This window comes from Meiothermus sp., from assembly GCF_025056915.1.
In the GTDB taxonomy this organism is placed as follows: Bacteria; Deinococcota; Deinococci; order Deinococcales; family Thermaceae; genus Meiothermus.
Genome location: NZ_JANWVH010000086.1, coordinates 1 through 11,574 on the forward strand (window position 1 = coordinate 1; position 11,574 = coordinate 11,574).

The 11,574-nt window shown below is 61.8% G+C and carries 12 protein-coding genes; 7 read left to right on the forward strand and 5 right to left on the reverse strand.

Features of this window, described 5'->3' with window-relative positions; translation table 11 throughout:
* Positions 1-148: 148 nt before the first annotated feature.
* Complete coding sequence (locus tag NZN28_RS12225; RefSeq protein WP_295398583.1) at positions 149-457, reverse strand: hypothetical protein; 309 nt, start codon at positions 455-457, stop codon at positions 149-151.
* 413 nt (positions 458-870) lie between these two features.
* Here NZN28_RS12225 and topA point away from each other — a divergent pair, with 413 nt between their 5' ends.
* Both topA and NZN28_RS12235 read left to right on the forward strand, forming a co-directional pair.
* Positions 871-3,609, forward strand: a complete 2,739-nt coding sequence (gene topA, locus NZN28_RS12230; RefSeq protein ID WP_295398585.1) for a type I DNA topoisomerase — start codon at positions 871-873, stop codon at positions 3,607-3,609.
* 9 nt (positions 3,610-3,618) lie between these two features.
* The gene (locus NZN28_RS12235) at positions 3,619-3,888 is read left to right on the forward strand and encodes a hypothetical protein (protein WP_295398587.1); all 270 of its coding nucleotides are present in this window, start codon (positions 3,619-3,621) and stop codon (positions 3,886-3,888) included.
* Here the strand turns inward: NZN28_RS12235 and NZN28_RS12240 are convergent.
* From NZN28_RS12240 to NZN28_RS12255, 4 genes are all read right to left on the reverse strand, one after another.
* Positions 3,879-4,427 (reverse strand): NYN domain-containing protein, encoded by a 549-nt coding sequence (locus tag NZN28_RS12240; RefSeq protein WP_295398589.1) that lies wholly within the window; start codon positions 4,425-4,427, stop codon positions 3,879-3,881. The two genes, NZN28_RS12235 and NZN28_RS12240, sit on opposite strands and share 10 nt — an antisense overlap.
* A gap of 489 nt (positions 4,428-4,916) precedes the next feature.
* Positions 4,917-6,161 (reverse strand): aminotransferase class I/II-fold pyridoxal phosphate-dependent enzyme, encoded by a 1,245-nt coding sequence (locus tag NZN28_RS12245; RefSeq protein ID WP_295398591.1) that lies wholly within the window; start codon positions 6,159-6,161, stop codon positions 4,917-4,919.
* A 1-nt stretch (position 6,162) separates the two neighbouring features.
* Positions 6,163-7,125 (reverse strand): L-threonine 3-dehydrogenase, encoded by a 963-nt coding sequence (locus NZN28_RS12250; RefSeq protein WP_295398593.1) that lies wholly within the window; start codon positions 7,123-7,125, stop codon positions 6,163-6,165.
* Between the two features lie 95 nt (positions 7,126-7,220).
* Positions 7,221-7,709, reverse strand: coding sequence for a peptidylprolyl isomerase (locus NZN28_RS12255; RefSeq protein ID WP_295398594.1), 489 nt, complete (start codon positions 7,707-7,709; stop codon positions 7,221-7,223).
* Positions 7,710-7,807: 98 nt separating this feature from the next.
* Here NZN28_RS12255 and NZN28_RS12260 point away from each other — a divergent pair, with 98 nt between their 5' ends.
* The 5 genes from NZN28_RS12260 to NZN28_RS12280 all read left to right on the forward strand — a co-directional run.
* The gene (locus NZN28_RS12260) at positions 7,808-8,746 is read left to right on the forward strand and encodes a GTP-binding protein (protein ID WP_295398596.1); all 939 of its coding nucleotides are present in this window, start codon (positions 7,808-7,810) and stop codon (positions 8,744-8,746) included.
* 142 nt (positions 8,747-8,888) lie between these two features.
* The gene (gene lipB / locus NZN28_RS12265; RefSeq protein ID WP_295398598.1) at positions 8,889-9,584 is read left to right on the forward strand and encodes a lipoyl(octanoyl) transferase LipB; all 696 of its coding nucleotides are present in this window, start codon (positions 8,889-8,891) and stop codon (positions 9,582-9,584) included.
* Positions 9,581-10,555 carry a lipoyl synthase gene (lipA, locus tag NZN28_RS12270; RefSeq protein ID WP_295398600.1) on the forward strand — a complete coding sequence of 325 codons (975 nt, stop codon included), beginning with the start codon at positions 9,581-9,583 and terminating at the stop codon, positions 10,553-10,555. The genes lipB and lipA overlap by 4 nt, the downstream gene beginning before the upstream one ends.
* A 6-nt stretch (positions 10,556-10,561) precedes the next feature.
* Positions 10,562-10,957, forward strand: coding sequence for a DUF3054 domain-containing protein (locus NZN28_RS12275; protein WP_295398602.1), 396 nt, complete (start codon positions 10,562-10,564; stop codon positions 10,955-10,957).
* A gap of 48 nt (positions 10,958-11,005) precedes the next feature.
* Positions 11,006-11,574 (forward strand): MOSC domain-containing protein (locus NZN28_RS12280; RefSeq protein ID WP_295398604.1); only part of this gene is annotated, 569 nt, incomplete at its 3' end.

Genomic DNA, 11,574 nt, shown 5'->3' on the forward strand with positions numbered 1-11,574 from the left:
GGTGAGGCACGCTTGTCTGCGTTGCGTCTGGGCCGAGACGCATGTGTTCGAGTTTCCAGGCGGCCACTGTTCTGTTCGGGACAAAGCTTTAGTTCGAATGGTTCCTAATAAAGAGCACTCAAACTTTTTGAATCCGGTGTGGGGCGGCTCAGTTGGGGTTGCGGGCGCTCGAGGGCAGTTCAAAACCGAGGGCCTGGTAGATCTGATCAAGGCTGCGCGAGATCTCGTGGGTGGTTTTCTCAACCTGATCAATGTACTGTGGCACCAAAGGATCGTCGTGGATGACGTCATCACAAAAGATCTTCCAAAACTTGCGCACACTTGCCAGCCCCTCGCCCAGTCTGGGTTCCCGACTGACCCAGGACTTGAAAGCAGGGTGAGACTCGACCCTGCACAAGCGAAAACTTTCCGTCTCGATTTGGAGCAGCAAGCTTTGAATGCGCAGTTGAATGGACATGCCTTATGGTACGAGAAGCGGCACCCAAGAGAGCGTAAACACGGGCGTTATATAAAAAGTAGAGCCTCAGTGGACGTTCTACCGACCTGCGTGCTGCGCTCCGTCAGCTACGGAGCAAACATGAGTAGCTCGAATGGAAATGGTTGAAGCCTATGAACTTCACCCCGGCAACGATATCCCAAACCCTCTGCCAGCAACCTTTACCTCGTGTTGAGTCAGGTTCTAAACTCATTCTGAACCAAGCCTAAAACGTCTCATTGTTTGAATCTTCTCCAGATATAGCCTATCCTGCAAGTGAATCAAAAACCCACACAAATAACCGATTGCAACAGGTTTTATATCCATCCTTCGATTACCATCGGTGATTCCTGCCCTTGACAAACTGCCAGACCCTCGTCCATATACTTAGCCGTATGCCGGATTCAACCTTGATTGTGGTGGAATCGCCTGCCAAGGCCAAAAGCATTCAGAAAATGCTGGGAGCCGGGTATGAGGTGCGGGCCAGCAAGGGCCATGTGGCCGACCTTCCCGAGCGCGACCTGGGTGTAAACGTTGAGGCAGACTTCGCCCCTCAGTACGAAGTGAAGAAAGACAAGCAGCCGGTGGTGGAAGAGCTTAAGAGGGCCGCCCGCGGCAAGCGGGTGCTGATCGCCACCGACCCCGACCGCGAAGGCGAAGCCATCGGCTGGCACGTGGCCAGGCTGCTGGGGCTCGACCCGCAAAACCCCCTGCGGGTTGAGTTTCACGAAATCACCCCCAAGGTGGTGCGGGCAGCGGTGCAGCAGCCCCGACCCATTGACCAGAGCCTGGTTGATGCCCAGCAGGCCCGGCGGGTTTTGGATCGGCTGGTCGGCTACAAGCTCTCGCCGGTGTTGAGCATGGAATTCCGGCGAAGGGCGCTCTCGGCGGGCCGGGTGCAGTCGGTGGCGCTGCGGCTGCTGGTGGAGCGTGAGCAGGCTATAGAAGCCTTTGTGCCCCAGGAATACTGGACCCTGGAAGGGCAGTTCCGCTCAGAAAATCAGCAGTTCAAGGCGATGCTCTACAGCGTGAAAGGGGAGCGTGTTCAGGCCGGCGAAAAATTCCTGATTACCCACGAGGCCCAGGCTCAGGCCATCGCAAGGCAGGCCCAGGCCATCCAGGACTACCGCATCAGCAGCGTCGAGCGGCGCGAGCGGCGACGCAACGCGGCGGCACCCTTTACCACCTCCACCCTCCAGCAAGCCGCCAGCAGCCGCCTGGGCTGGACCGCCAGCCGCACCATGCGGGTGGCCCAGAGGCTTTACGAAGGGGTGGATCTGCCCGAAGGCACCGTGGGCCTGATTACCTATATGCGCACCGACTCGACAAGGGTTTCTCAGGAGGCGCTGACCGAGGTGCGGGAATTCATCCCCCAGCAGTTTGGGCCCAGCTACCTGCCCGAAAAACCCAACTTCTACACCGGTAAAAAGGCGGCCAACGCCCAGGATGCCCACGAGGCCATCCGTCCGACCTCGGCCAAGCGCACCCCGGACTCCATCCGTAAGCACCTCGAGGACGACGAATTCAAGCTCTACCAGCTCATCTGGCAGCGCTTTGTGGCCTCCCAGATGACCCCCGCGGTCTTCGACCAGACCACCGTGACGGTGAGCGGGGGTGACCTGGTCTTTCGGGCGGTGGGTTCGGTGCTCAAATTTGATGGCTATCTGCGGGTTTACGGCCGGGAGGAAGACGATACCGAGAACCAGCTCCCGCCACTGCGTGACAACGCTTCCGCCAGTCTGCTGAGTATTGAGCCGGAGCAACACTTCACCGAGCCTCCACCCCGCTACACCGATGCCAGCCTGGTCAAGGTGCTGGAAGAGATGGGCATCGGGCGGCCCTCGACCTACGCCCCCACCATTGACACCCTGGAGCGCCGGGGCTACCTCGAGCGCTTTGGCAAATCCCTCAAACCCACCGCGCTGGGGCGCGAGGTGACAGGTTACCTGGTGCAGGCTTTCCCCGATGTGGTGGCCTACGACTTCACCGCCCAGCTTGAAAGCCGCCTCGACGACATAGAAGCAGGCAAAGCCGCCTGGCCCAAGGTGGTGCGGGAGTTCTACGAGCCTTTCCTGAAGGATTACAACAAAGTGCCCCAGAAGCTATGCCCTAGATGCGGGCAACCGCTGGAGCTGCGGGTCTCGAGGTTCGGCCAGTTCTTGGGCTGCACCGCTTACCCCGGGTGCAAATACACCGAAAGGCTGGAAATCAAGAAAGAGCCCGAGCCGATCGGCGAGGCCTGCCCATCCTGCCAAGAGGGGCAGCTGGTACGGCGTCACGGGCGGTATGGAACTTTTATTAGCTGCAACCGCTACCCGGAGTGCAAATACACCCGCGACGAAGCCCCATCTACTGGAATTACCTGTCCCAAGTGTCACTCGGGCGAGGTGGTGCAGAAAACCAGCAAGCGGGGTAAACCCTACTACCGCTGCAACAACCAGAGCTGCGACTTTCTGGTTTTTGACCCGCTGGTGCCCGAGAAATGCCCCCTTTGCGGCTGGAACGAGATGGCCAAGGGCCGCTCGGGCAAGCGGGCCTGCTCGAACCCCTCTTGCGAGCGCTACGGCGGCCCCGACCTGCAAGCGCTTGGCGAGCGCCGGGCTAAGGGCAAAACCAAACGCAAGGGCAGCGCAACCTCCAGCCAGCCGTCGGCTACCTGGGCCGACCTCGAGCCCCTCCTGACCAGGCTCCCGCTTTCGCCGGAGCAGGCCGAGGTGGCCCGACGCACCCAGGGCCAGCAGAAGAATGTGGCTGCGGTCGCCCGTGAACTCAAGCTGCCGGAAGAAACCGCCCTGAAGCTCTTCCGCCAGGCTATGTTCAAGCTGCGCATGGAGTACGGTAAAAGCAAAGCCGCCCGCGAGGGGCAGGGGGCCAAGGCCAGGGCCAGAGGCAAAACCCAACCGGCGAAGCCCAGCGCGACCTGGGCCGACCTCGAGCGCCTGATTGGCCAGGTCGGCCTGACCGCCGAGCAGGCCGAAATCGCCCGTCGCAGCAAGGGCCAGCAAAAAGCCGTGGCCCAGATTGCAAAAGACCTGGGCAGGCCGGAAGCAGAGGTGCTCAAGCTCTTCCGCCAGGCCATGTTCAAGCTCCGCATGGAGTATGGCAAAGCCCGCAAAGAGGCAGTCGGCGTCTGAGGCCCGCACATGAAACTCCACCTGGTGCGGCTGGCCAAAAAGCAGGGAGAGGCCCATTTCCCTGGCCTCGAGGGGTTTCGCGCCTACCTGCTCACCCAGCCCGAGCAGGTCGAGGAGGCCCGCTTGTATGTGTTGCTCGAGGGGGAGGTGGTCGTTGACCTGCCCGACCAGAGCTATCTGCATTTGCGCAAAGGCGAGGCAGCCTACCTCGAGCAGCCCCACCGGGTCTCCCCCATTGACCCCAGTGTGATGGCGGTGTGGAGACTGCCTCAGTCCTGAAAAGGCATTGCTTCGGCCTCAAAGCTTCTGGCCCGCAGCCGATCCCAGGGCAGTTCGTCCAGCGGAAAATACCGGTCGGCCTGCTGGGCCAACCGGTATGACGAGAGCACCTGGAAAGTGGTGTTTTCGGCTTGCTTGCCCATATCCTGAATAACCTTGAATACCTCGGCAAAATCGCCATCGCCCGAGACCAGCACCGCCACATCGTAGGCATCGGCATAAGCCAGCTTGAGCATATCAATGGCAATCTGGATGTCCACGCCCTTTTCCACAAAACCCTCGCCCCGGCGCTCGAGGCGACCGAGTCGCACCATCACATAAGGCACCCGCTTCAGGTAGTTCAAAAAACTCTGGTGGGCTTTGGCGGCAGGGTCTTCGCTGGGCAAGGGTGCGTTGTAGTAGTAGGCTCGCAACAGCGGACGCCCCGCCGCAAGCGCCGAGACGAATCCCACAAAATCAAGCCGATAGTCGGTTCCCAGCGTCGAAACCAGACCTTTATACAGGTTGCTGCCATCAATAAACACCGCCACCCGATCCATAGATTTAATATGATAGGAAGCCCCTGGCAGCAACACCGTATCGCCCAGCCATTTCTGGTTAGAGACTTTCCCCACGCTACAGAGGGTTTGCTCCGGTAGCTCTAGGACGGAACCACGGGCTGGGTTCCCAGCTCAAACAGCCTGCTGGCCCGAACATCCCTGCAGCGAAATGGTACCAGGCCATTCACAGGGCTTTATTGATACCACCTTCAGGCCTATCAGCAATCTTCAAAAGGCAGAGGCAGGTTGGGGGTCTCCAAAACCCTGCTCCCTATGGCGCCCTGCACAGACCTGGCCACCTGGATAGCGGCCACTGTTCTGTCCAGGACAAAGCTTTCTTACAGTCGAATGGCTCTAAATATGTGATAAATATGTGAAGAGCGCTCTAATCCTGCAGATTGCAAAGTGCTCCAGCGAAGAAGCTACTACTCGAGAGCTGAGCTAGACCTCCAACCTCTGGGATGGGCTTCATCAGAGGCCGGTTGAGCCCTATGGGGTGCCCAAACCATCCTGCCTGAACGCCTGCAAAATGGCCAACACTTCGTCTATATCGGCCTGGGTGTGTTCGGCAGAGACCTGGAAGCGGATGGAGTCCTCGCCCCTGGGCACGACCGGGTACAGGATGGCCGTGGCGAGAACCCCATGCTCTCGCAAATAGCGCACCAGGCGGTGGGTCAAAGCGCTGTCGCGCAACAAAAGCGGCACCACCGGGTGCGCCCCTGGAAAAGACTCGTAGCCCAGGGAAACAAGCCCCTGTCGAAAACGCTGGGTCATGGCCTGCAAATGGTGCAGCCGGGCCTGGCCTTCCGGGCTTTGCAACAGTTGCAGCGCGGCTCCAGCCGCAGCAGCCTCGCCAGGGGTGATGGGGTTGGAGTAGACATACATCGGCGAGGTTTCACGCAAATAGGCAATCAGGTCGCCGGGGCCGACCACATACCCCCCGTTGACCCCAAAAGCCTTGCCCAGCGTTCCGATTAAGATGTCGGCTTGGCTCGCGGTGTACTCCTCGGTGCCCCGGCCTGTAGGGCCAAAAGCACCCACCCCGTGCGAGTCGTCCACCACCAGCAGGGCATTTTCGGCAAAGTGAGCATCGTACTGGTGTATAAGCGCCGATATCTCTGCCAGCGGTGCGTGCGAACCGCGCATACTGAAAACCCCATCGGTCAGGACCAGAACCCGCCGAGCCCCCAGGGCAACCGCTTTTTGCAGGGCTTTTTCCAGCTCCCCCAGCTCCAGGTGCTTGTAGACCATTTTCTCCAGAGGTCGGGCCAGACGCACCGCGTTGATGATGCAGTTGTGGTTGAGCTCATCGCTGATGAGCACGGTTTGGGCAGTGGTCAGAGGCACCACCACGCTCAGCACCGTGGCGTAGGCCGAGGAAAAAATCATGGCGGCCTCGCGTGCGTGAAAGTCGGCCAGCCGACGCTCGAGCTCCACATGAGTCCCATAGGTGCCGCTGATGAAGCGAACCGCCCCCGGCCCCACCCCAAAGCGCTCGATGGCTTCTTCCTCAGCCTTTTTGAGGGCCGGGTGGCTTGCGAGGCCCAGGTAGCCATTGGAGTTCATGCGAAGGAAAGGCTTGGCCCCATGCCCCTCCAGCAGATAGCGCGGCCCCCGAGCCCCTTCTGGTGGCAAAACCCCCACCACCACCGCTTCAGGGCCCTTGCGGCGCCCCTCTTGCTCGAAGGCTTCGAGGTTCTGGCGCAAAACACTGGTCAAACGGTTGAGCGGCATTTTAGGCCCCCCTTTGTATCGTGCGCAAAGAAAGTTTTTCGAGCATGTCCTGGGTCATGGCAGCCAGGTCAAACTGGGGCCGCCAGCCCCACTCCTCCCTGGCTGCGCTGTCGTCCAGGCGATGGGGCCAGGACTCCGCTATGGCCTGGCGAACCGGGTCCACCGCGTAGAACATCTTGAAGTCGGGGCGGTGCTTTTGAATCTCGGCGGCCAGTTCGGCGGGGGTGCAGCTAAAGGCCGCGATGTTGAAGGCGTTGTGGTGGCGAAGCTTTGCGGGGTCGGCTTGCATGAGCTCGAGGGTTGCCCGGATGGCATCCGGCATGTACATCAGGGGCAGCCGGGTATCGGGCCCCAGGAAACTGGTGTACTGGCCCTGCCGGAGGGCATGATGAAAAATTTCCACCGCGTAGTCGGTGGTGCCGCCGCCTGGGGGGGCGGTGTAGGAAACCAGACCGGGGTAGCGCAGACCCCGCACGTCCAGGCCAAAACGCTGGACATAGTAGTCGCACAACAGCTCACCGGCCACCTTGGTCACGCCGTAGAGGGTGTTGGGGCGCTGGATGGTGTCCTGGGGCGTGGGGTCGCGGGGGGTCGTGGGGCCAAAGGCCGCAATCGAGCTGGGCACGAAAACCTGCGCCCCCACCTGCCGGGCCGCCTCCAGCACGGTGTGAAGCCCCTCCATGTTGACCCGCCAGGCCAGCAGGGGCTCGGCTTCAGCCCTGGCCGAAAGAACCGCGGCCAGGTGGTAGATGACCTTGATGCGGTAGCGCTCGAGCAACCCCCGCAAAGCCACCCCATCGGTACAGTCCAGTTGTTCGAACGGCCCCGCTAGCGATGGGTGATCAGGTGTCCCCTTTCGCAGGTCGGTGGCCAGCACCTGACCTACTCCGTAGAGCGAGCGCAGGGCCGGAACCAGTTCTGCGCCCACCTGCCCCAAGGCACCTGTAACCAAAATCGGTGTCATACAGTTCCATCCTATTCCTGCAATAAACTTCTGTCCCTCTGCAAAAGCCAACCCCCGGCACTCCCCGTCAGGGCTGCCCAGACCGGCCATCCACCCTACTGCCCTGGGCCGTGCACCACCCCACCCTCGCCGTGAACATGGCCGTGGGCTATTTCCTCTGCATCCGCGGGCCGAACGGCATGGATGGTCAGGTGGTACTCGAGGGTTTTGCCGGCCCACCGGTGGTTGGCATCCAGCGTCACCGCATCGCCTTCCAGCGCCACGACCCGGTACAGCAGGGTCTGGCCATCTGCGTTTTCAGCAGTGTACACCTGGCCCAGCCGGGGTTCGTCGGGCAGTTGTGCACGTTGAACCACGACCCTTTTGGCCGGGTCGTAGGGGCCATAGGCCTGTTCGGGCGGCAACTCCAGTTGGTAGGTTCCAGGCTCCTTGCCCACCAGGGCCGCCTCCAATCCCAAGGGCAGACCCGGGGCAAAACCGCTCAGGATGGTCAGAGGGTGGCCTTCCGGGCTGCGCTCCACCGTTTCGCCCTGGATGCGCAAAACGTACTCAAACCGAATCACCGAGTGCAAGCCTTTCTGCACACCCGCCTCCTGACCAGGCCCACGTTATCATCGGGGCCAGTGGGGAAAATGTAAAGCCCATCGCTCGAAGAGGAAGGCCCCGAGGTATCGTAAGGGCCATGACGCAGTTCCAGAGGCGCATCCCGGTCAGCGTGATTGGCGGTTTTTTGGGGGCGGGCAAAACCACCCTGGTCAATCATCTGGTCGGCAGTGGCCACCACAAGTTTGGCATCATCGTCAACGAGTTTGGCGAGACCGGCATTGACGGTTCGCTCATTGAAAATGTGGACACCGACGGCATCGCCGAGCTTTCCAATGGCTGTTTGTGCTGCGTGGGCCGCGAAGACCTGGTCTCGGCCTTGTTCAAGATCATTTCCAGGAAGGAAAAACCCGACTACATCCTGATTGAGCTGTCGGGTCTGGCCGACCCGGTGCCGGTGGCCCAGACCGTGATGGACCCCTTCGCCCGCACCAAATTCGAGCTAGACAGCATCATTGGGGTGGCCGATGCCCGCAACCTCGAGCAAACCCTGCGCGACGGCCCCGAGGGCGCGGTGCAGCTGGCCTATGCCAGCACGGTGGTGCTCAACAAGACCGACCTGGCCACCCCCGAACAGGTAACGGAGGCCGAAAAGCTCATTCGGAAAATCAACCCCCTGGCCCAGCTTCACCCCACAGCCCGGGCCAGGGTGAACCCCCAGGCCGTGCTGCACCAGCGGGCCTTCGACCCGGACTGGAAACCGCCCCACCACGCCCACCTGCACACGCCCAACCTGCAAACCTTTACCCTCACCGCGGAGCGGCTGCTCGAGCGCCACAAGGTCAACGAGTTTATTGACCAGTACCTCATCTCCCGCCCCGATGCGGTTTTCCGCGCCAAGGGGTTCCTCAGCGTGAAGGGCTTCGACCACCAGGTACTTTTCCAGTCGGTGCGGGAAATCTTCAGCCTCGAGCAAACCAAAGAGCCCGCCGGCGCAGGGTCGCGCCTGGTGGTGATTGGCCGGGGTCTGAACCAATCCGAATACGTGGAAGCCTTCCAGGCCCTACAGGTGCGATGATTCTCGAGGGAAGCAGGTTGCCAGCGACCCTTTCTCCAAAGCTTCAGGGCAAGCCTCAAGGCGACCTGGGCCATGCAGCCTCATCCAGCCTCTGTAACCTCGTTCCTGTGCGGGGGGCGGGCCAGGAGTATGCTTTAGGGGTATGAGCGCCGCCTTCGAGGTGGAAAAGCTGGGCCTGGTGCCCTACCAGGAGGCCTGGGCCTACCAGAAAGAAGTCCATGCCGAGGTGGTGGCCGGGCGGCGAAAACCCACCCTGCTGCTTTTAGAGCACCCCCGCACCATCACCCTGGGCCGGGCGGCCAAGCCCGAGAACCTGCTTTTGAGCGAGGCCCAGTACCGGGCCCAGGGCATCGAACTATTCCGCATCGAACGGGGGGGCGATGTGACCTACCACGGCCCAGGGCAGCTCGTAGGCTACCCCATCTTCCCCGTTGGACGGCAAGTGCGGGGATTCTTGCGGCAGCTCGAGCAGGTCATCATGCAGGTCGCGGCCACCTACGGCATCGAAACCTACGCCACCCCAGGCTATGCTGGGGTCTGGATTCGCAAGCCCGCGCCGGTAGCGGGCTGGCCCGACCAGGAAGAAAAGCTCTGTGCCTTTGGGGTGGCCGTCAAGCAAGACGTGACCCTGCATGGCCTGGCCCTGAATGTGAACACCCATCTGGACGACTTCAACCTGATTGTGCCCTGCGGCCTGAGGGACAAGGGGGTCACCTCGCTCCAGAAAATCCTGGGCCGAGAAGTTAGCATGAGCGAGGTGATGGAGCGGGTCGTTCAGGCTTTTGAGCAACATTTCCCGGCTTTTGACCGGCAAAATGCCGCAAAGGAACTGGCATGAGCAAACTTAAAACCATCCAGCTCGAGGACTTTCAGCACGGCGGCCTGATTGAACTCAAGGTCATCCCCAATGGGGTGGCCCAACAGCGCCCGGAACCCGTGGACCGCCACAAGCCGGCCTGGCTCCGGGCCACCGTCCCCACCGGCCCCAACTACCAGCGGCTGAAGGAGCTGACCAAGCGCCTGCGCCTCAGCACCGTCTGCCAGGAGGCCATGTGCCCCAACATCGGGGAGTGCTGGGGCCACGGCACCATGACCATCATGGTACTGGGCAGCGTGTGTACCCGGGCCTGCAAGTTCTGCGCGGTGGACACCGGCAACCCCCGGGGCTGGGTGGACCCCCTGGAGCCTTTGCACGTGGCCCAGGCGGTAGCCGAGATGGGCCTGAGGTACGTGGTGCTGACCTCGGTAGACCGCGACGACCTGCCCGACGGCGGAGCCTCGCACTTTGCCGAGGTGGTGCGGCAGATCAAGCGGCTCGATGCCTCGGTCAAGGTCGAGACCCTCACCCCGGACTTTCAGGGCAATCTGCGCGACGTGGAAACTGTGCTGGCGGGCGGCCAGGACGTGTTTGCCAACAACCTCGAGACCGTCCGCCGCCTGACCCCCAAGGTGCGCGACCCCCGCGCAGGCTACGACCAGACCCTGCGAGTGCTGGAGCACGCCAAAAAGGTGCGCCCCGAGGTGCTGACCAAGTCCAGCCTGATGCTGGGTCTGGGCGAAACCGACGACGAGATTCGCCAGGCCATGCGCGACCTGCGGGCCGTGGGCGTGGATATCGTGACCTTTGGGCAGTACCTGCGTCCCACCCAACACCACCTGCCGGTCGAGCGCTACGTCACCCCCGAGGAGTTCAGCCGCTACCGCGACTGGGGCTACGAGGAGGGTTTCATGGAGGTCTTTAGCGGCCCCCTGGTGCGCAGCTCGTACCGGGCCGAAAAGGTGTTCTTTGAAGCCACCGGCGCCGAGTAACTTTCCATGACACCCTCCCCCAAGACCCGCCGCGCGGGCCGAATGCTGGCCTGGGGGGATGCCATTTGCATCGTGCTTTTTGCCATGATCGGCCTGCAAAGCCACGGCGAGCCCGTGAGCCTCGCTGGCATTGTCCGCAACGCCCTGCCCATTCTGCTGGTCTGGTGGCTTGTTGCGCCGTTTCTGCGCACCTACACCCGGCCTAGCTGGCGCAACCTGCTCTACACCTGGGCTGTTGCGGTGAGCACCGGGGTCTGGCTCCGCTTCATGGTGCTGCAAAAACCCTTCGATGCAGGCTATCTGGTCTTTTGGGTGGTCGCGCTGGGGGCCACCCTGATTTTGTTGCTGGCCTGGCGAGGGTTGGCACTTCTGCTGCTGCGCCGCCCACCGGCAAACGCCTGAGCTGCGCCTGGAGCATCCCCGCCCAGGCTTCCCTGTATAGTGTCCATCATGCGCCTGCTTTCGATAAACCTGGGTCGGCCCCGGACTCTGCAAATGGGCACCGGGGCCACCTCCACCGGTATTTTCAAGAATCCTGTCGAGGCTGCCCAAGTTTCGACGCTGGGACTCTCGGGCGACCACGTAGAAGACCAGGCGCACCACGGCGGCCCCGACCAGGCCGTGTATGTGTACAGTGCAGAGGATTACGACTGGTGGATGGAACAGCTCGGCGAGGCACTTGCACCCGGCACTTTTGGCGAGAACCTGACCTTCTCGAGCTTTGGTGAAGGGCCGCTGCGTATTGGCGACCGTTTTCGGTTGGGCCCGGTTTTGCTGGAGGTAACCGCCCCCCGCATTCCCTGCGCCACGCTGGCCGCCCGCATGGGCGACCCAGGTTTCGTCAAGAAGTTCCGGCAGGCGGAGCGCCCAGGGTTTTACGCCCGGGTGCTCGAGGAGGGCCAGGTTCAGCGCCATCAATCCATCCAGAAAATGGCCGCCTCAGCCCACAACGCCACCCTATTGGAAGCTTTCAACCTCTGGTACGACAAAACCCCGGAAGCTGAGCGGCTTCGCTGTGT

Coding starts and splice junctions, on each gene's coding strand:
- NZN28_RS12225 (WP_295398583.1), bottom strand. CDS start 457: ATGTCCATTCAACTGCGCATTCAAAGCTTGCTGCTCCAAATCGAGACG.
- topA (WP_295398585.1), top strand. CDS start 871: ATGCCGGATTCAACCTTGATTGTGGTGGAATCGCCTGCCAAGGCCAAA.
- NZN28_RS12235 (WP_295398587.1), top strand. CDS start 3,619: ATGAAACTCCACCTGGTGCGGCTGGCCAAAAAGCAGGGAGAGGCCCAT.
- NZN28_RS12240 (WP_295398589.1), bottom strand. CDS start 4,427: ATGGATCGGGTGGCGGTGTTTATTGATGGCAGCAACCTGTATAAAGGT.
- NZN28_RS12245 (WP_295398591.1), bottom strand. CDS start 6,161: ATGCCGCTCAACCGTTTGACCAGTGTTTTGCGCCAGAACCTCGAAGCC.
- NZN28_RS12250 (WP_295398593.1), bottom strand. CDS start 7,125: ATGACACCGATTTTGGTTACAGGTGCCTTGGGGCAGGTGGGCGCAGAA.
- NZN28_RS12260 (WP_295398596.1), top strand. CDS start 7,808: ATGACGCAGTTCCAGAGGCGCATCCCGGTCAGCGTGATTGGCGGTTTT.
- lipB (WP_295398598.1), top strand. CDS start 8,889: ATGAGCGCCGCCTTCGAGGTGGAAAAGCTGGGCCTGGTGCCCTACCAG.
- lipA (WP_295398600.1), top strand. CDS start 9,581: ATGAGCAAACTTAAAACCATCCAGCTCGAGGACTTTCAGCACGGCGGC.
- NZN28_RS12275 (WP_295398602.1), top strand. CDS start 10,562: ATGACACCCTCCCCCAAGACCCGCCGCGCGGGCCGAATGCTGGCCTGG.